Annotated in this window: 19 protein-coding genes; 9 read left to right on the forward strand and 10 right to left on the reverse strand. The window is 66.7% G+C overall.

Translation table 11 applies throughout. The features are described 5' to 3' along the window. Nucleotides 1-1,339, reverse strand: a 1,339-nt coding sequence (locus AB4061_RS31810) for an MdtA/MuxA family multidrug efflux RND transporter periplasmic adaptor subunit (protein WP_441640194.1), incomplete at its 3' end; no start/stop codon positions are given. Nucleotides 1,340-1,669: 330 nt separating this feature from the next. Here AB4061_RS31810 and AB4061_RS31815 point away from each other — a divergent pair. From AB4061_RS31815 to AB4061_RS31825, 3 genes are all read left to right on the forward strand, one after another. Beyond that, the gene (locus AB4061_RS31815; protein WP_441640195.1) at nucleotides 1,670-2,401 is read left to right on the forward strand and encodes a response regulator; all 732 of its coding nucleotides are present in this window, start codon (nucleotides 1,670-1,672) and stop codon (nucleotides 2,399-2,401) included. Continuing rightward, nucleotides 2,398-3,675 (forward strand): ATP-binding protein, encoded by a 1,278-nt coding sequence (locus tag AB4061_RS31820; RefSeq protein ID WP_441640196.1) that lies wholly within the window; start codon nucleotides 2,398-2,400, stop codon nucleotides 3,673-3,675. The genes AB4061_RS31815 and AB4061_RS31820 overlap by 4 nt, the downstream gene beginning before the upstream one ends. A gap of 204 nt (nucleotides 3,676-3,879) precedes the next feature. Then, nucleotides 3,880-4,140, forward strand: a complete 261-nt coding sequence (locus AB4061_RS31825) for a GYD domain-containing protein (protein ID WP_441640197.1) — start codon at nucleotides 3,880-3,882, stop codon at nucleotides 4,138-4,140. Between the two features lie 66 nt (nucleotides 4,141-4,206). Here the strand turns inward: AB4061_RS31825 and plsY are convergent, their stop codons facing one another. From plsY to AB4061_RS31870, 9 genes are all read right to left on the reverse strand, one after another. Further along, entirely contained in the window at nucleotides 4,207-4,824 is a 618-nt protein-coding gene (gene plsY / locus AB4061_RS31830) for a glycerol-3-phosphate 1-O-acyltransferase PlsY (RefSeq protein ID WP_441640198.1), read from the reverse strand. Nucleotides 4,825-5,839: 1,015 nt separating this feature from the next. Next, nucleotides 5,840-6,469 (reverse strand): nucleotidyltransferase family protein, encoded by a 630-nt coding sequence (locus AB4061_RS31835; protein ID WP_441640199.1) that lies wholly within the window; start codon nucleotides 6,467-6,469, stop codon nucleotides 5,840-5,842. Next, nucleotides 6,466-7,494, reverse strand: a complete 1,029-nt coding sequence (locus tag AB4061_RS31840; RefSeq protein WP_441640200.1) for an XdhC family protein — start codon at nucleotides 7,492-7,494, stop codon at nucleotides 6,466-6,468. Before AB4061_RS31840 ends, AB4061_RS31835 begins: the two co-directional genes overlap by 4 nt. After that, nucleotides 7,467-8,048 (reverse strand): CoxG family protein, encoded by a 582-nt coding sequence (locus AB4061_RS31845; protein WP_441640201.1) that lies wholly within the window; start codon nucleotides 8,046-8,048, stop codon nucleotides 7,467-7,469. The genes AB4061_RS31840 and AB4061_RS31845 overlap by 28 nt, the downstream gene beginning before the upstream one ends. Next, on the reverse strand, nucleotides 8,039-9,334 hold the full coding sequence (locus AB4061_RS31850; RefSeq protein ID WP_441640202.1) for a vWA domain-containing protein: 1,296 nt from the start codon (nucleotides 9,332-9,334) through the stop codon (nucleotides 8,039-8,041). The genes AB4061_RS31845 and AB4061_RS31850 overlap by 10 nt, the downstream gene beginning before the upstream one ends. Before the next feature lie 3 nt (nucleotides 9,335-9,337). Then, a complete protein-coding gene (locus tag AB4061_RS31855) occupies nucleotides 9,338-10,234 on the reverse strand; it encodes an AAA family ATPase (protein WP_150987835.1) in 897 nt (298 codons plus the stop codon). A 126-nt stretch (nucleotides 10,235-10,360) separates the two neighbouring features. Further along, the gene (locus tag AB4061_RS31860; protein ID WP_441640203.1) at nucleotides 10,361-11,161 is read right to left on the reverse strand and encodes an FAD binding domain-containing protein; all 801 of its coding nucleotides are present in this window, start codon (nucleotides 11,159-11,161) and stop codon (nucleotides 10,361-10,363) included. 15 nt (nucleotides 11,162-11,176) lie between these two features. Next, a complete protein-coding gene (locus AB4061_RS31865; RefSeq protein WP_441640204.1) occupies nucleotides 11,177-13,558 on the reverse strand; it encodes a xanthine dehydrogenase family protein molybdopterin-binding subunit in 2,382 nt (793 codons plus the stop codon). A 10-nt stretch (nucleotides 13,559-13,568) separates the two neighbouring features. Next, entirely contained in the window at nucleotides 13,569-14,051 is a 483-nt protein-coding gene (locus AB4061_RS31870; RefSeq protein WP_441640205.1) for a (2Fe-2S)-binding protein, read from the reverse strand. 379 nt (nucleotides 14,052-14,430) lie between these two features. Between AB4061_RS31870 and AB4061_RS31875 the strand changes: the two genes are divergently transcribed. The 6 genes from AB4061_RS31875 (at nucleotide 14,431) to ubiE (ending at nucleotide 23,097) form a co-directional block, all read left to right on the forward strand. Next, nucleotides 14,431-15,009, forward strand: coding sequence for a YqaA family protein (locus AB4061_RS31875; protein ID WP_441640206.1), 579 nt, complete (start codon nucleotides 14,431-14,433; stop codon nucleotides 15,007-15,009). A gap of 158 nt (nucleotides 15,010-15,167) precedes the next feature. Further along, nucleotides 15,168-19,142, forward strand: a complete 3,975-nt coding sequence (locus tag AB4061_RS31880; RefSeq protein ID WP_441640207.1) for a DUF3683 domain-containing protein — start codon at nucleotides 15,168-15,170, stop codon at nucleotides 19,140-19,142. A gap of 235 nt (nucleotides 19,143-19,377) precedes the next feature. Continuing rightward, nucleotides 19,378-19,812 (forward strand): HIT family protein, encoded by a 435-nt coding sequence (locus AB4061_RS31885; RefSeq protein WP_441640208.1) that lies wholly within the window; start codon nucleotides 19,378-19,380, stop codon nucleotides 19,810-19,812. A 159-nt stretch (nucleotides 19,813-19,971) separates the two neighbouring features. After that, entirely contained in the window at nucleotides 19,972-21,855 is a 1,884-nt protein-coding gene (locus tag AB4061_RS31890; RefSeq protein ID WP_441640209.1) for an ABC transporter ATP-binding protein/permease, read from the forward strand. 52 nt (nucleotides 21,856-21,907) lie between these two features. After that, nucleotides 21,908-22,321, forward strand: coding sequence for a gamma-butyrobetaine hydroxylase-like domain-containing protein (locus AB4061_RS31895; RefSeq protein ID WP_441640210.1), 414 nt, complete (start codon nucleotides 21,908-21,910; stop codon nucleotides 22,319-22,321). Between the two features lie 44 nt (nucleotides 22,322-22,365). Then, the gene (ubiE, locus tag AB4061_RS31900; RefSeq protein WP_150987860.1) at nucleotides 22,366-23,097 is read left to right on the forward strand and encodes a bifunctional demethylmenaquinone methyltransferase/2-methoxy-6-polyprenyl-1,4-benzoquinol methylase UbiE; all 732 of its coding nucleotides are present in this window, start codon (nucleotides 22,366-22,368) and stop codon (nucleotides 23,095-23,097) included. Nucleotides 23,098-23,145: the final 48 nt, after the last annotated feature.

Below are 23,145 nucleotides of genomic sequence, written 5' to 3' on the forward strand. Positions count from 1 at the left end.
CCGCTGGCGCCACCATCCCGCTGGCGCCACCATCGCGGCGCCGTCCGCGCCCGCGCGGCGCGCTGGCCGGTACCAGCGCGGCGGCGCGCGCCGCCGGGTCCACGGTTTCCACCGTCATGCCTTCCTTGAGCCGGTCGGCGCCGTCGATCACCACGCGCTGGCCGGGCTGCAGGCCCTTGGTCACCACGGTGCGCTCGCCGTCGCTCGGGCCGAGCGCGATAACCTGGACCTTGACCTTGCTGCCGTCGTCGACCACATAGACAAAAGTGCCTTGCTGGCCGCGCTGGATCGCCGCCACCGGTACCACGGTGGCGTCCTCGATCGTGTCCACCTTGGTGCGCATGTTGACGAACTGGTTCGGGAACAGCAGGCCGTCCTGGTTCTGGAAGATCGCCTTGAGCTTGACCGTGCCGGTGGTGGTGTCGATCTGGTTGTCGGTGGTCAGCAGCGTGCCATCAGCCAGGCGGTTGCGGGCCTGGCGGTCCCAGGCCTGCACGGGAATGGTCTCGCCCGCGTGCAGACGCTTGAGCACCGACGGCAGGTTGTCTTCAGGGATGGTGTAGAGCACCGCGATCGGCTGGATCTGGGTGATCAGGGCGATGCCGCTGGTGTCGCTGGTGCTGATGATATTGCCCGGGTCGACCTGGCGCAGGCCGATGCGGCCGGAGGCCGGCGCCATGATGCGGGTGTAGCCCAGTTGCAGGCGGGCGCTGTCCACATTGGCCTGGTCGGTCTTGACCACGCCTTCATACTGGCGCACCAGGGCGTCCTGGGTGTCTACCTGCTGGCTGGAGATGGAATCCTGGCCGAGCAGCGTGCGGTAGCGCTTCTGGTCCAGGCGGGCGTTTTCCAGCAAGGCACGGTCGCGCGCCAGCGTGCCCACGGCCTGGTCCAGCGTGGCCTGGAACGGGCGTGGGTCGATCTCGGCAAGCACGTCGCCGGCCTTGACCATCTGGCCCTCCTTGAACAGGACCTTGAGCAGAGGGCCCGACACCTGGGCCCGCACGGTCACATTGGCCACGGGCGTGACATTGCCCAGGCCGTTGAGGATGACGTCCATATTACGCTTGGCCACGGTGCTGACCACCACCGGCGAGCGCTGGCCGCCGGGACCCCCAGGGCCACTGGGGCCGCCAGGGCCGCCAGGGCCACCACGGCTGCCGTTAGTGCCGCCGGGCGCGCCCGCGGCACCGGCGGCGGGCGTACGATGCTTGTACCAATACCAGCCTCCGCCGGCCAGCAGCAGGATCAGCGCGGCGGCAATCAGTTTGCGGCGGTGCGAGGCAGCCTTGGGCGGCGGTGGCAGCTTAGCCGGTTGATGTTCTTCGGGGTTGGCCATGACCGGATCCTGGGAGCGACGCGTCAACAAAAACGCGTTTGAACGATGTTCGGGGTTTGAGAGGCAGAAGTATGCCGCAACGCCGTCGGCACGTGCCGCTCGCAGCACGCGGCTTCATGCGCGACTACGCGCTGGCCGGGCGGCGTCGGGCGGGGCCGTCCTGACCGGCGACCGCCGGCAACGGCAACATAAGCGAAGGATAATGCGCCTTGGCGGCACCCATGTTTCAGCGCGGGCGGCCAATCTTACAGATCATTACCAGCAGCCCGGGTGTAATGCCTTGAAACAATTCGCCCGGATTGCCGCGCCCAGCCTAGCTATCATCTGCCTATGCGAGCCAATCAGCCTACCCAAATCCTCGTCGTGGACGACGATCCCGAACTCCGCGACCTGCTGCGCGAATACCTCACCCAGCAGGGCTTTGCCGTGTCCGTGCTGCACGATGGCGAAGGCTTGCAGGGACGCCTGGAGCGCGAGCGCCCCGCCCTGATCGTGCTCGACCTGATGATGCCCAAGGTGGATGGGCTGACCGCATTGCGCAACCTGCGTGCCAAGAACGACGACATTCCCGTGATCCTGCTGACCGCGCGCAGCGACGAGATCGACCGCATCGTGGGGCTGGAGATCGGCGCGGACGATTATCTCGGCAAGCCATTCTCGCCGCGCGAGCTGCTGGCGCGGATCAATGCCGTGCTGCGCCGCAAGCTGGCCCGCCCCGCGGCTGCGCCGGAAGACCGCGAGGGCATGGCCTTCGGGCCGTTCCGCGTCAACTTCCGCCAGCGCTCGCTGGCGCGCAGCGGCGACCCGGTGGCGATCAGCGATACCGAGTTCGCGCTGCTCAAGCTGCTGTTGATGCACCCGCTTGAGGTGCTGTCGCGCGAGCGCATCGTGGAGCTGATGTACGGCACCGCGAGCGGCATCAGCGACCGCGGCATCGATGTCCAGATCTGGCGCCTGCGCCGCTTGCTCGACGAAGACGCCCAGCGTCCCCGCTACATCCAGACGGTACGGGGGCGCGGTTATACCTTCGTGCCCGACGAAGCCGAAGACATCGCCCAATGAAGCTGCGCATCGATACGCTGTTCGGACGCATCGCGCTGCTGATCGCAGCGGTGCTGGTGCTGAGCCATTTCTCCTGGCTTGCGATCCTGCGCATGGATCGCCGCCAGCAGCAGGTGGATTACTCCGTCGAGCAGATGATGTTCCAGTTCGACAGCATCCAGCGCGCGCTTGCCGCCCAGCCGCCCATCAAGCTGCCAAGCCTGGTGGAAGTGGCCAGCGAGGCCAGCGCGGCCGAGCACACCGTGGCGGCCAAGGGCCGGGCGCGACGGCTGGTCGAGCAGTTCTCTCAGCGCATGCCGCCTGGGACCCAGGTACGGCTCGAGGAAGACCAGACCACGCGCATCTGGGTCAAGCTGCCACACCGGCAGGACTGGATTGCCATGCCTGCGCTATGGGTGGTCAACCCGCCGCCCGACAACCGCCTGCTGCCTGGCGTGATCCTGGTGGTCGGCGTAGCCATGGCGGTGGCCTTGCTGATTGCCTGGCAGATCCAGCGCCCGGTGCGCGACATGGCCGCCGCGGCCGAGCAGCTGTCGCGCCAGCACAGCGTCAAGCCGCTGCGTGAGCGCGGCCCGCACGAGCTGCGCCAGTTGATCGTGCGCTTCAACCGCATGATGGCTGACCTGACCCGCATCGACCAGGAGCGCAATACGATGCTTGCCGGCATCGCCCACGATCTCAAGACGCCGCTGGCGCGGTTGCGGTTGCGCGCCGAGATGCTGGCCGACCCGAAGGCCGCGGCCGGCGTCACGCGCGATGTCGAGTCCATGTCCGCCATCGTCGAGCAGTTCCTGACCTTTGCCCAAAGCGGCGAGCCCGCGGCGCGGCCGGTGCCGGTCGATCGCCGCATCGGCGAGCTGGCCGCCTCGCTGGCCGAGCAGGACAAGTCGGTGGAGGTCTCGCTGATGGCGGGCGAGGGCTTCCGCATGATCGCCACCCAGCTCGACCGTATCGTCGGCAACCTGGTCGACAACGCCTATGCCTACGGGGCAGCGCCGGTGCTGCTCAGCACCTCGCGCCAGGCCGATGGCTGGCACATGGTGGTGGAAGACCATGGCGAAGGCATTCCGCCAGATGCCATGGAAAAGGTCACCCTGCCGTTCGTGCGGCTGGACCCGGCGCGCGGCGGCAATGCGCACTCGGGCCTGGGCCTGGCCATCGTCGACCGGCTGGTGCGCCAGGCGGGCGGCCGCCTGGCGCTGGCAAACCGGGACGAGGGCGGCCTGCGGGTGGAAATGGTGTTTCCGTTCGCGGCGCTGGCACAAGCGGCCTGAGCACCGGCCGCCGGACGGCGGCGTCCCGGCTCGTATCAGATCTGGAACACATTCAGGCGGTTTTCCCCTGCGCGGGGGCTGCCTGCTGACGCCATGCCCACGCCGGCCATATGCTGGCTGGCGTGGTACGCAGCTTGCTGCGAGTAGTTGCTCTATGCGCTTTGGCAACGCGTAGCGCGAATCCACTTGATCAGGAGACGCATCATGGCAACTTTCGTCACGCTTCTAAACTTCACCGACCAAGGAATCCGTACCGTCAAGGACACAACCAAGCGCGCCGCGGCCGTTCGCGAAATGGCGAAGGCAAGCGGCATCGAAATGAAAGATATCTTCTGGACGCTCGGTCAATATGCCACCATGACCGCATTCGGCCTTGCCCTGGGCATGGCGGGCAACGTCCGCAGCCAGACGCTGCGTGCCTTCTCCGCTGACGAGATGAGCGGCATCCTCAGCAAGCTGCCGTAGCCACTTGCCAGCCGGCATGAAAAAGCCCGCATCACTGTGCGGGCTTTTTACTGTCTGACCCGGCGTTCAGGCGCCGGGCGCCTTTTTCTTCTCGCCGATGCGGCTTTCCTTGCCGGCCAGCAGCTTTTCGATGTTAGCGCGATGCCGCACCACCAGCAGCACGCTGATCGCGAATACCGCGCCGGCGATCACGTCCACCCCCGACATCAGGACGTAGAAGAAGGGCGCAAAGATCGCCGACACCAGCGCCGCCAGCGACGAGTAGCGGAAGAAGAAGGCCACGATCAGCCAGGTTGCCATCGTGCCCGCGCCCAGCAGCGGGTCGACGGCAAACAGGATGCCGGCCGCGGTGGCCACGCCCTTGCCGCCCGCAAAGCGGAAGAACACCGGGAACAGGTGGCCCAGGAACACCGCTGCCGCCACCAGCGCGATGCCCGTGTCGTCGACGCCGTACGCCGGGCCGAAGCGCTGCGCCAGCCAGACCGCCAGCCAGCCCTTCAAGGCATCGCCGATCAACGTCAGGATGGCGGCCTTCTTGTTGCCGCTGCGCAGCACGTTGGTAGCGCCGGGGTTGCCGGAGCCATAGGTGTGCGGATCGGGCAGGCGCATGGCCTTGCTGACCACGACGGCAAAGGAAATGGAGCCGATCAGGTAGGCGGCTAGTGCGAAGATCAGATTGGCCATGTGGGGATTGGGGGTTTGAGGCTGGCGGGATTGTAGCGTGGAAGGGGATTGGGAGGGGTGGGGGGATGGGTTGGTCGCTGTTTCTTTGGGCGGCGATGGTTTTTGGACCCAAGAGCCATACGACATCCCCCTGCGGGGGCTGCCGGTCACTTTTCTTTGACCGGCAAAGAAAACTAACGAAAAGAAAGCCGCCCTGCCGGGAGCAGAGCAATAAGGCTGTTTTTGCCTCGGTGATTGCGTCGTACGGCCCGGAGTGTTGGCTGGCGTGTCCAACCGGCCCAAAGGACATCGCAACTGCATGAYCCATGGGTTACGTCGTGCGGCCCCTGACCTCGTGTGCGGTGACCATTCCCACATCTGCCGTTCGCGGCGCGAGGGGCTGCGCCGTTTCGGGTGTGGCTGGTTTCGTGGTTTTGTCTCGGAGGACGAGCGCCGTGAGGTACGAGCACGGCCCCGCGAACCGGGCCACGGTGCCCACCACGAAACCAGAGGGGGGTGATAGCAAGGTGCCGCTCGCGCCGGTACGGCAGGGCATCAAATGGCCGGGCAGCCACCGCCAGAGACAAAACCACGAAACCACCAAGTCAGGCAGGATCGTGGCGCTCCGCACCGCGAACGGCAGATGCCCGAACACTCACCGAGCAAAGCGATGAGGGGCACCACCACGTGACCATTGGGTCATGATATAGCGATGCCCTTCGGGTCGGCAGGATACGCCAGCCAACACTCGGGGCCGTACGACGCAACCACTGCCCAACATAAGCCTGATTGCTCTGCTCCCGGCAGGGCGGCTTTCTTTTCGTTAGTTTTCTTTGCCGGTCAAAGAAAAGTGACCGGCAGCCCCCGCAGGGGGATGTCGTATGGCTCTTGGGTCCAAAAACCAACGCCGACGAAATAAACAGCGACCAACCCAGCAGAGCGATGTCGTATGGCACCTTGGGTGCAAAAACCAACACCGCCAGCAAACACCCCAATACCCCCCCTACACCCCCCTTCCCCCTACACCCCCTTCCCCCTACACCCCCCTCCCCCCTATATCCCCCTCAACATCCACATCCCGAAACGCCCCCTCATCCTCAGTAAGAATCCTCATCACCGGCTGCGTCTTCAACAACTCCCGCGCGCCTTCATCCCCGTCAAGCTTCAGCAGGGCATCCCGCCACGCGGATCCGAATCCAACCGGATGCCCGCGCCGTCCGTCGCGCCACGGTGCGGCAATCGCGTCACGCGTCGTGATCGTCAACGCCACCGCGCGCACCAGCTCGGCCGGCAGCCACGGCATGTCGGCCAGCGCCACTACCCAGCCGCTGGCGCCGGGCGTGGCGGCCACCGCCGCGGCCAGCGCGGCGCCCATGCCGGCCTCGGCTGCTGCGGTCTCCAGTACCCGGCAGCCGGCAGCTTGCAATTCGGCGGCTAGCGCGGCATTGCCCGGGCGGATCACGGCTAGCGTGCCGGGCAGCACGGAGACCAGCGTGCGGGCGCTGTGGGCGGCTACGGTGTGGCCGTCGGGCAGCGTGGCCAGGAGCTTGTTGCGCTGGCCGGCGGGGTCGAAGCGGCGGCCGTAGCCGGCTGCCAGCAAGATGCCGGTGGGGGGCTCGGCGGTGTGGATGGCGCCGTTGATGGGGCCCGTCAGCGGGCTGGTCACGGGGCGGGGCTGCAGGTGCTGCCTTCGTTGGCGGCCAGTTCGCGCGCGGCCTTGGCGCCTTCTACCTGGAGGATGTCGGGCAGCGAGACGTGGTTCTTGGCGGCGACGACTTCGGCCAGGATCGAGATGGCGATCTCGGGCGGCGTGCGGCTGCCGATGTAGATGCCGACCGGGCCGTGCAGCCGCGCGAGCTGCAGGTCGTTGAGGTCGAACTCCTTGAGCCGCTCGCGGCGCGCCTGGTTGTTGCGGCGCGAGCCGAGGGCGCCGACATAGAAGGCGCGCGTGCGCAGGGCTTCCATCAGGGCCAGGTCGTCGAGCTTGGGGTCGTGCGTGACGGCGATCACCGCGCAGCGCTCGTCGAGCTTCATCTCGGTCACGGTGTCGTCCGGCATGGTGCGCACCATGGTGACGCCAGGGATGTCCCAGGTTTCGGTGTATTCCTCGCGCGGGTCGCACACGGTGACCTGGAAGCCCAGGCCAACCGCGATCTGGCTCAGGTACTTCGATAGCTGTCCCGCGCCAATCACCAGCATGCGGTAGCGCGGCCCGTGGATGGTGAGCAGCGTGGCGCCGTCGAAGGCAAGGCCGTCGGTGGCCTGGGCCGGGCCCAGGGTGGCGCGGCCGCTAGCCATGTCGAGCGTGCGGGCTACCAGCTTGCCGTTTTCCACGGCGGCCAGCAGTTCGTCCAGGTGGCTGTCGGCGCTGAGCGGCTCGGTCACCAGTTCGATGGTGCCGCCGCAGGGCAGGCCGAAGCGGTGCGCTTCCTCGGCGCTGATGCCGTACTTGACGGCCTCGGGGTGCGCGCCGGCAATGCCTTCGCGCCGTACCCGGTCGATGATGTCATCTTCGATGCAGCCGCCCGAGACCGAGCCGACCACCAGGCCGTCGTCGCGCACGGCCAGCATGGCGCCTTCCGGCCGGGGCGAGGAGCCCCAGGTTCTGACTACCGTCACCAATAGCGTGCGATGGCCTTCGGCCTGCCACTTCACACTGCTTTTCAGGACTTCGAGATCCACGCTGTCCATGATCGTTTCCGCTTCGTTTCACCGTTTTGTTCATCGGGCGCGCTGCCTTCGGCGGCCGCCGCTCCGTCCTTGGCGACATTGTCATCCGTGCCTGGCTCGTCACCCTGCGCGCCGGACCCGCTCACCGCCGCCGTGAAGCGGTCGAAGAAGGTATCGGCCATCTTGCGCGCGGCGGCGTCAACCAGGCGTGAGCCGATCTGCGCGATCTTGCCGCCAACCTGGGCGTTGACCGTGTAGGTCAGCACTGTCGCATCGCCTTCGGGGGCCAGCGTGACGGCTGCGGTGCCTTTGCCGAAACCGGCGACCCCGCCTTGTCCGTCGAACTGGATGGTGTAGCTGTCGGGCGCCTGGATGTCCTGCAGGGCCATGCGCCCCTTGAAGCGCGCCTTGACCGGGCCTACCGCGGCGGTCAGCGCCACCAGGTAGGCGTTGTCGCCGTCAGGCTCGATGCTCTCACATCCTGGGATGCATTGCTTGAGCAGCGCCGTGTCGTTCAGGGCTTCCCAGGCGGTTTGCTGCGCTACCGGCAGTTGCCGCGTCTGTGTCATTTCCATGGTTGGGGCGTCTCCTTGGTGTCCTTCATGTTTTTAATGTCTCCCGGCCTCGGCGCCGCAGGGAACACGGGCATGGCCAGCGTCTCGCGCGCGGTCAGCAGGGATTCGAGCGCGAACAGGCTGTCCAGGTTGTGCGCCGAGCGCAGGGCGTCCACATGCGGCAGGATGGCTTGCACGCCACGCGCCTGCGGCACGAAGCCGGCATAGCGCAGCAGCGGGTTGAGCCAGACGATGCGATGGGCGAAGCGGCGCAAGCGCGCCATTTCGGCGCCTAGCAGGTCGATGTCTTCATGGTCGAGCCCGTCGGTGACCAGCAGCACCGTGGCGCGTCCGGACAGCGTGCGGCGCGCCCACTGGCGGTTGAAGGTGGCCAGCGCGGCGCCAATGCGGGTGCCGCCGGCCCAGTCGCGCACCTGGCCCGTGATGGCGCCAACCGCCTCGTCCGGGTCGCGTTCGCGCAGCCAGCGGGTGATGTTGGTCAGCCGGGTGCCGAACAGGAACACAGAGAGCCGCTCGCGCGATTGCATCAGCGCATGGCAGAAGTACAGCACCGCGCGCGAGTACTGGCTCATCGAGCCGGAGATGTCGAGCAGCAGCACCAGCGGTGGGCGGCGCTCGGCGCGGCGGCGGTATTTCCAGCGCAGCCATTCGCCTTGCTGGCGCACTGCAAGCCGGGCGCTGGCGCGCAGGTCGGCGTGCGGTCCGCTGGCGGCGGCGCGCAGGCGGCGCGTGCGCTCTGTGGCCAGGCGCGCGTGGCGGGCGCGGATCATGTGCTGCAGCGCGCGCCATTCTTCCGCGCCGAGGGTTTCAAAGTCGCGTTGCGCCAGGCGCTCCTGCGCGGAGAAGGTGAGCGGCGCGGTGAAGCGCTCGACGTGGTCCTCGCCACGTCGGCCGGACTCGGGCGGGCGCTGGGCGGCGAGCGCGTCGGCCAGCCGGTTGTTGCGCGGCGGCGGCGGTGCGCCGGCATCCACGCGCGGCAGCAGCAGGGCGCGCAGCTTGCCCTCCCAGTCCGGGTCGCGCCAGAACAGGTCGAACGCGGCGTCGAACAACAGGCGCTGGTCGGGCCCGCTCACCATTAGGGCTGCCATGGCCGCRCGCACCTCGTCGCGCCTGCCGATGTCCACGTATTGCAGCGCCAGCAGCGTATCCACAGCCTGTGCGGGCGACAGCGCAAAGCCGGCATCGCGCAGCAGCCGCACGAAATGCGTGACGTTGCGCGCCAGCATGGGCAGCGTGCCAGCGGGTGGCGCGGCGGCCAGCGGAGCGTCCGGATGGAGCCGGGGCATGGCTCAGGCTCCCGGCGCCCGGCTGGCGAGCAGCTCGGCCACGGTGGGGCCATCGACCCGGGCCAGGTCGTCCTGGTACTTGAGCAGCACGCCCAGCGTGTCGCGCACCGATTGCGGATCGAGCTCGCAGACGCCCAGCGCGGCCAGCGCGCGGCACCAGTCGATGGCCTCGGCGATGCCGGGCGACTTGAACAGGTCGATGCCGCGCAGCCGGTGGATGAAGTCGATGGCCTGGTGCTGCAGCGCGGCGGCGGCCTCGGGAGCGCGCGCGGCCACGATCTGCAGTTCGCGCTCGCGCTGGGGATAGCCCATCCATTGGTACAGGCAGCGGCGCTTGAGCGCGTCATGCACCTCGCGGGTCCGGTTGGAGGTGACGATGATGAGCGGCGGCTGCTCGGCCCGGATCACGCCGATCTCGGGGATCGACACCTGGAACTCGGACAGCACCTCCAGCAGGAAGGCTTCGAAGGGTTCGTCGGCGCGGTCGATCTCGTCGATCAGCAGCACGCGCGGGATGCCGGGCGCGGCCGGGTCGGGCAGCAGGGATTCCAGCAAGGGGCGCTTGAGCAGGAAATCGTCGTGATACAGCGATTGCGTGTCGGGCCGCTCGCCGCGCGCTTCCGCCAGGCGCAGCGCCATGATCTGGCGCGGGTAGTCCCATTCGTACAGCGCGCTGGAGGCATCGAGCCCCTCGTAGCATTGCAGGCGCAGCAAGCGCGTGCCGAGCGCGTCGGCCATGGCCCGCGCCAGCGCGGTCTTGCCCACCCCGGGCTCGCCTTCGAGGAAGAGCGGGCGCTGCATGCGCAGCGCCAGGTACAGCACGGTGGCGGTTTCGCGATCGGCGAAGTACTGCTGTGCCTCCAGCAGGGCGGCGGTCTGGTCGATGGACTGGGGAAGCATGGGCGCTAGCCGGTTGGCTCCCCTCTCCCACGTGGTGCGAGAGGGGCTGTGGGAGAGGGCGGGCGTGAGCGCGAAGCGAACACGCCCGGCTTGGCGAGTGCGGGCGCTTCGCTCCGGCTTCCTCCCTTAGCTTTTCAGCGCCTGCTCCACCGCGCGCGCCGCCAGCACCGGGATCAGGTGCGCGCGGTACTCGGCGGAGGCATGCAGGTCGGTGTTCAGCTTGCTTGCATCCACCACCACCGCGCGCGCTGCCGCTGGCGTGAAGCTGGCTGCCAGCGCCTGCTCCAGCGGTGCGCTGCGGAACACGCTGTCGGCCGCGCCGGTGACCGCGACCCGCACCACCTTGCCGAACTGCGCCACCATCACGCCCACCAGCGCGAAGCGCGATGCCGGGTTGCGAAACTTGATGTAGGCAGCCTTGTCCGGCGTGGGAAAGCGCACGGCGGTGATCAGCTCATCGGGTTCCAGCGCGGTTTCGTAGAGGCTCTTGAAGAAGCTGTCGGCGGCGATATTGCGGCGGTCGGTGACCACCGTGGCGTTGAGCGCGAGCACGGCCGCTGGGTAGCAGGCGGCCGGATCGTCGTTGGCGAGCGAGCCGCCCAGCGTGCCCATCGCGCGCACCTGGCGGTCGCCGATGCCGTCGGCCAGCGCGGCCAGCGCGGGAATGCGCTGGCGCACGTCGGCGTTGGCCGCCACGTCGGCATGGCGTGCCGCCGCGCCGATCACCAGCTCATCGTTCTCGACACGGATATCCGCCATGCCGGGAATGCGGGCTACGTCGATCAGCGCGGATGGCGCGGCCAGGCGTAGCTTCATCGCGGCCAGCAGGCTCTGGCCGCCGCCGAGGTACTTGGCGTCGGGGTCCGCCTTGAGTTTGTCCACAGCCGCCTTGGTATCGGCGGCGCGTTCGAAATTGAATGCGTACATGGTGTGCCTCCGATCTCAGTTAGGGGCCTGCGCGTGGCGGATGGCCTGCCACACGCGGTGCGGCGTGGCGGGCATCTGGATGTCGCGCACGCCAAGCGGCGAGAGCGCATCCACCAGCGCGTTGATGAAGGCCGGCGGTGAGCCGATCGCGCCGGCCTCGCCGCAGCCTTTCACGCCCAGCGGGTTATGCGTGCAGGGCGTGCCCTTGGCGGTTTCCACCGTGAAATCCGGCAGGTCGCCGGCGCGCGGCATGGCGTAGTCCATGTAGGAGCCGGTCAGCAACTGGCCGCTGTCGTCGTCGTACACGCACTGTTCCAGCATGGCCTGGCCGAGGCCCTGGCCGATGCCGCCGTGCACCTGGCCTTCGACGATCATCGGGTTGATGATGTTGCCGAAATCGTCCACCGCGGTGAACTTGATCACCTTGCTCTCGCCGGTGTCCGGATCGACTTCCACCTCGCAGATGTAGGCGCCCGATGGATAGGTGAAGTTGGTCGGGTCGTAGAAGGCGTTTTCGTTCAGGCCCGGCTCCAGCTTGTCGAGCGGGTAGTTGTGCGGCACGTAGGCGGTGAGCGCAACCTCGCCGAAGGTCTTGCTGCGGTCGGTGCCGGCCACGCTGAACGTGCCGTTCTTGAACTCGATGTCGGCGTCCGAGGCCTCCAGCAAGTGGGCCGCGATCTTCTTGGCCTTGGCTTCGATCTTGTCGAGCGCCTTCATGATGGCCGAGCCGCCTACCGACAGCGAGCGCGAGCCATAGGTGCCCATGCCGAACGGCACGCGGCCGGTGTCGCCGTGCACCACTTCCACGGCATCCAGCGCAATGCCGAGCCGGTCCGCCACGATCTGCGCGAAGGTGGTTTCATGCCCCTGGCCGTGGCTGTGCGAGCCGGTGAAGACGGTCACGGTGCCGGTCGGGTGGACACGGATCTCGCCCACCTCGAACAGTCCCGCGCGCGCGCCCAGCGCGCCGGCGATATTCGACGGCGCCAGCCCGCATGCCTCGATGTAGCAGGAGTAGCCCAGGCCGAGCAGCTTGCCGCGCTGCTTCGCTTCTTCGCGACGCGCGGGAAAGCCTTTGACGTCGGCGAGTTCCTGCGCGCGTGCCAGGCACGGCTCGTAGTCGCCGGTGTCGTAGGTCAGGCCGACCGGGGTGGCGTAGGGGAAGTCGTGGATGAAGTTCTTGCGGCGGATTTCCGCCGGGTCCATCTTCATTTCGCGCGCTGCGGCTTCCACCAGCCGCTCCACCACATAGGTGGCTTCCGGGCGGCCCGCGCCGCGGTAAGCGTCTACCGGCGCGGTGTTGGTGAACACGGCGCGCACTTCGGCATAGATCGCCGGCGTGGTGTACTGCCCGGCCAGCAGCGTGGCGTACAGGATGGTCGGCACGCTCGACGCGAAGGTCGACAGGTAGGCGCCCATATTGGCAGTGGTGTGCACCCGCATGGCCAGGAACTTGCCGTCGGCGTCCATCGCCAGCTCGGCCTTGGTGACGTGGTCGCGGCCGTGCGCATCGGTCAGGAAGGACTCCGAGCGTTCGGCGGTCCACTTGATCGGGCGCTTGATCTTCTTCGAGGCCCAGGTCAGCGCCACGTCTTCCGCGTACAGGAAGATCTTGGAGCCGAAGCCGCCGCCCACATCCGGCGCGATGATGCGCAGGCGCGACTCCGGCAGGCCGAGCACGAAGGCGCCCATCAGCAGGCGCTCCACGTGGGGGTTCTGGTTCGATACGTAGACCGTGTAGCTGTCGTCCTGCCGGGTGTAGCTGGCATTGACGGCGCGCGGCTCGATGGCGTTGGGGATCAGCCGGTTGTTGATGATCTCCAGCGTGGTCACGTGGGCGGCCTTGGCAAAGGCGGCGTCGGTGGCGGCGCGGTCGCCATGGCCCCAGATGTAGCTGGTGTTCTCGGGCACGTCGTCATGTACCAGCGAGGTGGCCGAGGCAGCGTGGGCGGTGTTCACCACGGCGGGCAGTTCGTCGTATTGCACGTCGATCTTCTCGGCGGCGTCCTTGGCTTGCTGCAGCGTTTCGGCGATCACCAGCGCGACCTGGTCGCCCACGTGGCGGGCCTTGCCCTGCGCCAGCACGGGGTGCGGCGGCTCCTTCATCGGGCTGCCGTCGATGCTGTGGATCAGCCAGCCGCAGGGCAGGCCGCCGACCTTGTCGGCCGCCACGTCGTCGCCGGTGAAGATGGCGACCACGCCGGGCGAGGCGAGTGCCTCGGTCTTGTCGATGGAGACGATGCGGGCGTGCGCGTGCGGCGAGCGCAGGAAGTAGCCGTAGCTTTGCTGCGGCAGCACAATGTCGTCGGTGTACTGGCCGTTGCCGGTGAGAAAGCGGTAGTCTTCCTTGCGCTTGACCGAGGCGCCGATCAGGTGCTGGTTGTCAGGTGCGTTCATGGCGGTCCCCTTATTCAGCGCTGACGCCATGCATCGCGGACTGGCCTTCCTGCACCGCGCGCACGATGTTGTGGTAGCCGGTACAGCGGCACAGGTTGCCTTCGAGCTGCTCGCGGATGGCGGCGGCGTCGGCATTGGGCTGCTGCCTGACCAGCGCGATGGCGCTCATCACCATGCCGGGCGTGCAGAAGCCGCACTGCAAGCCGTGGCAGTTGCGGAAGGCTTCCTGCATGGGGTGGAGCTGGCCCTCCGGGGCGAGTCCTTCGATGGTGGTGATGCTGGCGCCATCCGCCTGCAGCGCCAGCATGTTGCACGACTTGACCGCGCGGCCATCCATGTGCACGGTGCAGGCGCCGCATTGGGCGGTGTCGCAGCCGACATGGGTGCCGGTCAGGCGGAGTTGTTCGCGCAGGAACTGGACGAGAAGGGTGTGGGGTTCTACCTGCGCGTCGACGGCGCGGCCGTTGACGGTCAGGCGGATAGGAATCGCCATGCTTGTCTCCATGTGGGTGGACACGTGCACGACCAATCCCTGAATCCCGAAAAAACTGCGCGGGACTGGCCACGACGCGTTGCTGCCGTTTTGTTGGGTACGGCTATTTCGTGATGTTGGTACTGCGGTACTGCGGTGCTGCCGGGTAATGTCTGACAATGGCCTAGCAATGCCGCGCCGCGAACGTTTGGCTGCGGCATGCTCTAACAGTTAATCACAAATCTCAGGCGCATGCCATGCGGGTTGCCCCTTCGCCACCTGGCGCTGCCAGAGGGCGCGCACGGCGTCGGTCGCGGGCGTGCAGGATGGCGCTGCTAGAATGGCCCGCCGCCCGACCGCCACACCGCATTCACCTCGCTCCGGCACCAAATCTCTTTATATGGAAGGCTTCATCGACTGGCTGTTCGAAACCGTTGCCCTGCCCAAGGTGGGCTTGCCGGCTATCTTCGTGGTCAGCCTGGTGTCCGCCACCTTGCTGCCCCTGGGCTCGGAGCCGGCGGTCTTCGCGTATATCAAGCTGAATCCACATCTATTCTGGCCGGCCATCGTCGTTGCCACGCTCGGCAATACCGCGGGCGGTGCCATCGACTGGTGGCTTGGCTACGCGGCCAAGCTGGCCGTGGTGCGCTTGCGCAAGCGGCGCCAGCAGCGCGTGCACGAGGAGGAGCACGCCGAACACCGCCGCCACCCCCGCCAGCCGCGCAAGCCGCCGCTGGATGCGCGCTACTTCCGGTGGATGCGCCGGCTGGGGCCGCCGACCCTGCTGGTATCGTGGCTGCCCGGGATTGGTGATCCTTTGTGCACTTTGGCGGGCTGGCTCCGGCTGTCGTTCTGGCCCAGCCTGGTTTACATGGCGATTGGCAAGTTTCTGCGCTACCTTGCCATGACGATTGCCCTGCTCTGGATCCCGAATAGTTTCTGGCATGGCATCGCAGCCAGCCTCAAAAGCCTGTTCTAGCCAGCGCCTCTCGCGTCACGGCAAGGGTAAAGCAACCCTTGCCCAAGCAAGGTTCTGCCATGTTGCGGTGCGGCGAAAGCAGGCCTTGAAGTACAATTGCCCTTTAAAGACGATCCGGCGCACCGTCTCCGTGCGCTACAGGAAGCGGTCCCCTCCCCATGAACGCCCCACTCGTGCTCGATGCCAAACTCGCCGCGCAGGATGCGCCTGCGCGCCTGCGAGAGATCCCTTATAACTACACGTCATTCTCGGATCGCGAGATTGTCATCAGGCTGCTAGGCGAAGAAGCCTGGCGTATCCTGGCCGAGCTGCGCGGCGAACGCCGCACCGGCCGCTCCGCCCGCATGCTGTATGAAGTGCTGGGCGATATCTGGGTGGTGCGCCGCAATCCCTACCTGCAGGACGACCTGCTGGAGAACCCCAAGCGCCGCCAGATGCTGGTTACGGCACTGCACCACCGGCTCTCCGAGGTCGAAAAGCGCCGTGCCGCCGACCGTGCCGAGCACGCCGAGCCGGCCGCGGAGGACCGCTCCCACCGGGTCGAGCAGCTGGTCAGCTTTGCCAAGCAGGCCATCGAGGACTTCAAGCAGGAGTTCGCGGATGCCTATGACCTGCGCAAGCGCACCCAGCGCGTGCTGGGCCGCATCACGCAGAAGGACAACATCAAGTTCGACGGCCTGTCCCGCGTCTCGCATGTGACCGACGCGACCGACTGGCGCGTGGAATATCCCTTCGTGGTCCTCACCCCGGACACCGAGGAAGAGATCGCCGGCATGGTCAAGGGCTGCTTCGAGCTGGGCCTGACCATCATCCCGCGCGGAGGCGGCACCGGCTATACCGGCGGCGCCGTGCCGCTGACGCCGATGAGCGCGGTCATCAACACCGAGAAGCTGGAACAACTCGGGCCGGTCGAGCAGACCGACCTGCCGGGCGTGGCGCACAAAGTCGGCACCATCTTCTCCGGCGCTGGCGTGGTGACGCGCCGCGTGGCGGATGCGGCGGACAAGGCCGGGCTGGTGTTCGCAGTCGACCCGACCTCGATCGATGCCTCCTGCATCGGCGGCAACGTGGCCATGAACGCCGGCGGCAAGAAGGCCGTGCTGTGGGGCACCGCGCTGGACAACCTGGCCTGGTGGCGCATGGTGGACCCGGAAGGCAACTGGCTGGAAGTCACGCGCCTGGACCACAACCTGGGCAAGATCCATGACGTGGCGGTCGCCACCTTCGAGCTCAAGTGGTCGGACGGCAACCGCGCGCCCGGCGAAAAGCCGCTGCGCACGGAAACCCTGGCCATCGAAGGGCGCAAGTTCCGCAAGGAAGGCCTGGGCAAGGACGTCACCGACAAGTTCCTGGCGGGCCTGCCCGGCATCCAGAAGGAAGGCTGCGACGGCATCATCACCAGCGCGCGCTGGATCCTGCACCGCATGCCGGCGCATGTGCGCACGGTCTGCCTGGAGTTCTTCGGCCAGGCGCGCGACGCCATTCCCAGCATCGTGGAAATCAAGGATTACCTCGACGCCGAATCGCGTACCCCCGGCGGCGCCATCCTGGCCGGCCTGGAGCACCTGGACGAGCGCTACCTGCGCGCGGTGGGATACGCTACCAAGAGCAAGCGCAATGCCTTCCCGAAGATGGTGTTGATCGGCGACATCGTCGGCGATGACCAGGACGCGGTCGCCCGCGCCACCTCGGAAGTCATCCGCATGGCCAACGGCAAGAGCGGCGAAGGCTTCGTCGCGGTCAGCCCGGAGGCCCGCAAGAAGTTCTGGCTGGACCGCTCCCGCACCGCTGCCATCGCCAAGCACACCAACGCCTTCAAGATCAATGAAGACGTGGTGATCCCGCTGCCGCGCATGGGCGAGTACACCGACGGCATCGAACGCATCAATATCGAGCTGTCGATCAAGAACAAGCTCCAGCTGACCGATGCGCTGGAAGCCTTCTTCGCGCGCGGCAACCTGCCGCTGGGCCGCAGCGACGACGCCAACGAGATCCCCAGCGCCGAGCTGCTGGAAGACCGCGTGCAGCACGCGCTGCAGCTGCTGCGCGAGATCCGCTCGCGCTGGACCTACCTGCAGGACCACCTGGATACGCCGCTGGCCACCGCGCGCGCGTCGCTGATCGGCCACGGCCTGGGCCTGCTCGGCCAGGCTTTCGAGGCGCGCCTCGCGCTGCAGCCGGACGCCACCGTGTTCCACCTGCTGCAGGACCGCACCATCCGCGTGTCCTGGAAGAGCGAAGTGCGCGCCGAACTGCGCAATATCTTCAACGGCGGCGAGTTCAAGCCCATCCTCGACGAAGCGCAGAAGATCCACAAGCAGGTGCTGCGCAGCCGCGTCTTCGTGGCGCTGCACATGCACGCCGGCGACGGCAACGTGCACACCAATATCCCGGTCAACTCGGACGACTACGACATGCTGCAGGACGCCCACCGCGCGGTGGCCCGCATCATGGCGCTGGCGCGCTCGCTGGACGGCGTGATTTCCGGCGAGCACGGCATCGGCATCACCAAGCTGGAGTTCCTGACCGAGGACGAGATCGGCGAATTCCGCGAGTACAAGCAGCGGGTGGATCCGCAGGGCCGCTTCAACAAGGGCAAGCTGTTGCCCGGCGCCGACCTGCGCAATGCCTATACGCCGTCGTTCGGGCTGATGGGGCATGAGTCCATCATCATGCAGCAGAGCGATATCGGCGCCATTGCCGACAGCGTCAAGGACTGCCTGCGCTGTGGCAAGTGCAAGCCGGTGTGCGCCACCCACGTGCCGCGCGCCAACCTGCTGTACAGCCCGCGCAACAAGATCCTGGCGACCTCGCTGCTGGTGGAGGCCTTCCTGTACGAGGAGCAGACCCGCCGCGGCATCTCGATCAAGCACTGGGACGAGTTCTCCGACGTGGCCGACCATTGCACGGTCTGCCACAAGTGCGTGACGCCGTGCCCGGTCAAGATCGACTTCGGCGACGTGTCGATGAACATGCGCAACCTGCTGCGCAAGATGGGGCAGAAGAAGTTCAATCCCGGCACCGCCGCGTCGATGTTCTTCCTCAACGCCACCAGCCCGCAGACCATCAACATGACCCGCAAGGTCATGATCGACTGGGGCTACAAGGCGCAGCGCCTGGGCAACGACGTACTCAAGAAGTTCGCCAGGAAGCAGACCGCGCATCCGCCCGCCACGGTGGGCCGCGCGCCGGTGCAAGAGCAGGTGATCCACTTCATCAACAAGAAGATGCCGGGCAACCTGCCCAAGAAGACCGCGCGCGCGCTGCTGGACATCGAAGACAACGAGATCGTGCCGATCATCCGCGACCCGAAGCGGACTTCGCCCGAGACCGAGGCGGTGTTCTACTTCCCGGGCTGCGGCTCGGAGCGGCTGTTCTCGCAGGTGGGCCTCGCCACGCAAGCCATGTTGTGGCATGTGGGCGTGCAGACCGTGCTGCCGCCGGGCTACCTGTGCTGCGGCTATCCGCAACGCGGCAACGGCCAGTTCGACAAGGCCGAGAAGATGGTCACCGACAACCGGGTGTTGTTCCACCGGGTCGCCAACACGCTCAACTACCTCGATATCAAGACTGTGGTGGTGAGCTGCGGGACCTGCTACGACCAGCTTGCCGGGTATGAGTTCGACAAGATCTTCCCGGGCTGCCGCATCATCGACATCCACGAATACCTGCTGGAGAAGGGCGTCAAGCTGGAGGGCGTGACCGGTACGCGCTATATGTACCACGACCCCTGCCACACCCCGATCAAGACCATGGACCCGACCAAGCTCGTCAACGAGCTGATGGGCGGCAACGAAGGCGGTAGCAAGATCGAGAAGAACGAGCGTTGYTGCGGCGAGTCCGGCACGCTGGCGGTGTCGCGCCCCGACATCTCCACCCAGATCCGCTTCCGCAAGGAAGAGGAAATGACCAAGGGCGCGGACAAGCTGCGCACCGACGGCTTTGTGGGTGACGTCAAGATCCTGACCAGCTGCCCGTCCTGCCTGCAGGGTTTGTCGCGCTACAAGGAAGATGCCACGGTCACGGCGGACTACATCGTGGTGGAGATGGCCAAGCACCTGCTGGGCGAGAACTGGATGCCGGACTACGTGGCCAAGGCCAACTCGGGCGGCATCGAGCGGGTGCTGGTGTGATGGGGGAGGCGAGGGCGGTAAGCACGATGCGCTTCGACAAGCCTCTGGTTTGCTCCCCTCTCCCGCTTGCGGGAGAGCAACCGTGTCAAGCGGGGCCGGGGGAGAGGGCGGACGGTCGCCAGCCCGCAGGCTCTCACTCCGAGCAAGCTCCCACCCTCTCCCCCAACCCCTCTCCCGCGGGGCGGGAGAGGGGAGCTGACTTTGGACGGCGGGTTGATGTAGCGGGAGCGCCCGCATGAACCGCGTCCCCAACTGCCCCCTGTGCGACACCGACGGCGGCGAACTGGCCTGGCGCGGCGAGCGCGCCCGGGTCATCCTGGTCGAGCACGAGCGCTTTCCCGGCTTCTGCCGGGTGGTGTGGAATGGCCACGTGGCCGAGCAGACCGACCTGCCCGAGGACGACCAGGCCTGGCTGATGCGGCTGGTGGCGCGGGTGGAGCGCACGGTGCGCGATGTCATGGCGCCCGACAAGGTCAACCTGGCCGCCTTCGGCAATATGGTGCCGCACCTGCACTGGCATATCATTCCACGCTACCGCTGGGATACCCATTTTCCGGAAGCCGTCTGGGCGGCTGCGCAGCGCGAGCCCGATGCCGCGCGCCTGGCCGGCCTTGCGCAGCGCCTGCCGGCCTTGCGCGCGGCCCTGGCGAAACTGGACGAAGCAGGCTGACGCCTGGCGTAGGCGCACCCGTGCCGTGCTGGCATTGCTGCCGGTTTTTTTGAATTTCCGGAACCAGCCGGGCAGCGCCGTCTTCTAACACCCGTTGTCTTCATTCCCACAAGAGCGGGGCCCGTGGATCAGCCCTGGCCCGCTTGCGCGAAAGGTGCCATGTCCACACCGACTTCCGTTACCGTTCCAGGCCCGGCCGTGCCGGCCCGTGCCCTCAAGATCCAGAGCCGCCTGCGCATGGGCGAGACCTGGAGCCTGATCAAGCCTTACTGGATATCCGAGGACCGCAAGGCCGGTCTCGGGCTGCTGGCCTTCGTGGTTGCGCTTAATCTTGGCATCGTCTATATCAATGTGCTGCTCAATGACTGGACCCGCGTGTTCTACAACGCGCTGGAGCAGCACGACTACGCCTCCTTCAAGACCCTGCTGATCCGCTTTTCCTGGATTGCCGGTTTCTTCATCGTGGCGGCCATCTCGCGTCAGTACTACACCATGATGCTGCAAATGCGCTGGCGTACGTGGATGACGGGGCGCTTCATGGACCACTGGCTCAGTCATCAGGCGTACTACCGCATCGAGCAGACCCATACCACCGACAACCCCGACCAGCGGCTGGCCGACGACCTGCGCTCGTTTACCGACGGCGCCCTGACGCTGTCGCTCGGGCTGCTCAATTCGGTGGTAACGCTGCTGTCCTTCGTCGGCATCCTGTGGGCGGTGTCCGGGCCGATCAGCTTCATGCTCGGCGGCAATGAGATCGTTATTCCTGGCTATATGGTGTGGTTCGCCATCGCCTACGCGGTGATCGGGTCGCTGATTGCCCACCTGGTGGGCCGGCCGCTGATCGGGCTTAGCTACCAGCAGGAGCAGTACGAGGCGGATTTCCGCTTCACGCTGGTGCGCCTGCGCGAGAACAGCGAGCCGGTGGCGCTGTACCGGGGGGAGCCGACCGAGCAGGCCGGCCTGCGCTCGCGCTTCGACCGCATTCGCGCCAACTGGAACCAGTTGATGCGTTATACGCGGCGCCTGACCTTCGTCAATTCCGGCTATAGCCAGTTCGCCATCATCTTCCCGCTGATCGTGGCCGCTCCGCGGTACTTCGCCGGCAAGATGACGCTGGGCGGGTTGATGCAGGTGAGCTCGGCGTTCGGCCAGGTGCAGGGCGCCCTGTCCTGGTTCGTCGATAACTACGCGACGCTGGTCGGCTGGAAGGCCGCGGCCAACCGGCTGATCGACTTTCGCGACGCCATCCGCGTGGCGGAGCGCCAGGACCAGGAGCACACCGGCGTGCGCGACATCGAGGTGGTCAAGGCCGATGCCGGTGCCGAGGCGGATAACGATGGCATCCGCATCAATACCCTCGCGCTCGCGCTGCCGGTGCGCACCGGCAACGGCGGCGAGATCCACCAGCGGCCGCTGGTGGCGCCGTTCTCGCTGCAGATCGCGCCCGGCGAACGCTGGCTGGTCAGCGGCCCCTCGGGTTGCGGCAAGAGCGTGCTGTTCCGCGCGCTGGCCGGGATCTGGCCCTACGGCAGCGGCACGGTAGCCATGCCCGGCGCGGCTCGCATGCTGTTCCTGCCGCAGCGCAGCTACCTGCCGATCGGCTCGCTGGCCGATGCGCTGGCCTATCCCGACGCCGGCACCGCGCATAGCCGCGAAACCTTGCAGAAGGTGCTGCGCGAAGCCCGGCTCGGCGCCCTGGCCGAGCAGCTCGACGTGTTCGACAACTGGTCGCTGCGCCTCTCGCCGGGCGAGCAGCAGCGCCTGGCCTTTGCGCGCGCGCTGCTGCAAAAGCCCGACTACCTGTTCCTGGACGAGGCCACCAGCGCGCTCGATGAGGAAACCGAAAGCGCGATGTACAGCCTGATGGTGGACGCCCTGCCCGGCGCGGCGATCATCAGCATTGCCCACCGCAGCACGGTTGCCGCCTTCCATGGCAAGCGCCTGCGCTATGTCGCGGCCGACGGAGCGCACTGGGAGGCGGAGCACGATGGGCAAGGCGAGGCGGCTGCGGTAAGCTATCGGGTCGTACACGAAGCGTAAAGGCCGGTGTGGCCGCAACCTGCGGCTCGCCCACAGCCGCGCGCCACCCATCATGGCAGGCCTCGAAAAAGATACTCCCCATCCCACCGCCCTCACCGTGCACACCCAGTCGCGCGTGCTGGAGGTGGGTTTTGACAACGGTTCCAGCTTCCGGCTGCCGTTCGAATACCTGAGGGTGAACTCACCCTCGGCCGAAGTGCAGGGCCACGGCCCGGGCCAGGAAGTGCTGCAGACCGGCAAGCGCGACGTCACCATCGCCGCGGTGGAGCCGGTCGGCAACTACGCCATCCTGATCCGTTTTTCCGATGGCCACGATACCGGCATCTATTCCTGGGAACTGCTTTACCGCCTGGGCGCCCAGCAGGACGCCATCTGGCAGTCCTACCTGGAGCGGCTGCAAGCGGCCGGCGTCGATCGCGACACCCCCATGGTGGCCCCCGGCGGCCATGCCTGCGGCAGCCATTGAGATTGCGTGTCCCCGCGGGCCATTACTGAGTTCTGGAGCGAGTTATGAGCGAGACCCACTTCGGGTTCGAGAAGGTCAAGGAAGAAGAGAAGGCCGGCAAGGTAGCCGAAGTCTTCCATTCGGTGGCCAACAAGTACGACGTCATGAACGACCTGATGTCCGGCGGCATGCACCGGCTGTGGAAGATGTTCACCATCGCCCAGGCCGGCGTGCGGCCTGGCTTCAAGGTGCTCGACATTGCCGGCGGCACCGGCGACCTGGCCAAGGCCTTCGCGCGCCAGGCCGGGCCCACCGGCGAGGTCTGGCTGACCGACATCAATGAGTCGATGCTCCGGGTTGGACGCGATCGCTTGTTGAATAAAGGCATCGTCATCCCCACCTGTCTCTGTGACGCCGAGCGGATTCCGTTCCCGGACAACCACTTCGACCTGGTCACCGTGTCCTTCGGGCTGCGCAACATGACGCACAAGGAGGTGGCACTGTCCGAGATGCGCCGGGTGATCAAGCCGGGCGGCAAAGTCATGGTGCTGGAGTTCTCCAAGGTGTGGAAGCCGCTGGAAAAGGCCTACGACATGTATTCCCTGAAGTTCTTGCCGTGGCTGGGACAGCGCGTGGTACAGGATTCCGATAGCTATCGCTATCTGGCTGAATCGATCAGAATGCATCCAGACCAGGCTTCACTTGTACGGCTGATGGAACATGCGGGCCTGGAGAATGTCGAATACTTCAACCTGACAGCGGGAGTGGTGGCACTCCACGTCGGGCGAAAGTACTAGACTGATATAGGCTCAAAGAAAAATGAGCGAACTTAACAGGGGAAGCAC

Origin of the sequence: Cupriavidus sp. YAF13 (assembly GCF_052113425.1) — a bacterium.
GTDB lineage: Bacteria > Pseudomonadota > Gammaproteobacteria > Burkholderiales > Burkholderiaceae > Cupriavidus.

What these genes read in the sequence shown, in the direction of transcription:
- AB4061_RS31845 (WP_441640201.1), bottom strand. Translation starts at nt 8,048, where the DNA reads ATGGAAATGACACAGACGCGGCAACTGCCGGTAGCGCAGCAAACCGCC.
- ubiE (WP_150987860.1), top strand. Translation starts at nt 22,366, where the DNA reads ATGAGCGAGACCCACTTCGGGTTCGAGAAGGTCAAGGAAGAAGAGAAG.
- AB4061_RS31825 (WP_441640197.1), top strand. Translation starts at nt 3,880, where the DNA reads ATGGCAACTTTCGTCACGCTTCTAAACTTCACCGACCAAGGAATCCGT.
- AB4061_RS31815 (WP_441640195.1), top strand. Translation starts at nt 1,670, where the DNA reads ATGCGAGCCAATCAGCCTACCCAAATCCTCGTCGTGGACGACGATCCC.
- AB4061_RS31840 (WP_441640200.1), bottom strand. Translation starts at nt 7,494, where the DNA reads ATGGACAGCGTGGATCTCGAAGTCCTGAAAAGCAGTGTGAAGTGGCAG.
- AB4061_RS31870 (WP_441640205.1), bottom strand. Translation starts at nt 14,051, where the DNA reads ATGGCGATTCCTATCCGCCTGACCGTCAACGGCCGCGCCGTCGACGCG.
- AB4061_RS31890 (WP_441640209.1), top strand. Translation starts at nt 19,972, where the DNA reads ATGTCCACACCGACTTCCGTTACCGTTCCAGGCCCGGCCGTGCCGGCC.
- AB4061_RS31885 (WP_441640208.1), top strand. Translation starts at nt 19,378, where the DNA reads ATGAACCGCGTCCCCAACTGCCCCCTGTGCGACACCGACGGCGGCGAA.
- AB4061_RS31865 (WP_441640204.1), bottom strand. Translation starts at nt 13,558, where the DNA reads ATGAACGCACCTGACAACCAGCACCTGATCGGCGCCTCGGTCAAGCGC.
- plsY (WP_441640198.1), bottom strand. Translation starts at nt 4,824, where the DNA reads ATGGCCAATCTGATCTTCGCACTAGCCGCCTACCTGATCGGCTCCATT.
- AB4061_RS31820 (WP_441640196.1), top strand. Translation starts at nt 2,398, where the DNA reads ATGAAGCTGCGCATCGATACGCTGTTCGGACGCATCGCGCTGCTGATC.
- AB4061_RS31895 (WP_441640210.1), top strand. Translation starts at nt 21,908, where the DNA reads ATGGCAGGCCTCGAAAAAGATACTCCCCATCCCACCGCCCTCACCGTG.
- AB4061_RS31875 (WP_441640206.1), top strand. Translation starts at nt 14,431, where the DNA reads ATGGAAGGCTTCATCGACTGGCTGTTCGAAACCGTTGCCCTGCCCAAG.
- AB4061_RS31860 (WP_441640203.1), bottom strand. Translation starts at nt 11,161, where the DNA reads ATGTACGCATTCAATTTCGAACGCGCCGCCGATACCAAGGCGGCTGTG.
- AB4061_RS31855 (WP_150987835.1), bottom strand. Translation starts at nt 10,234, where the DNA reads ATGCTTCCCCAGTCCATCGACCAGACCGCCGCCCTGCTGGAGGCACAG.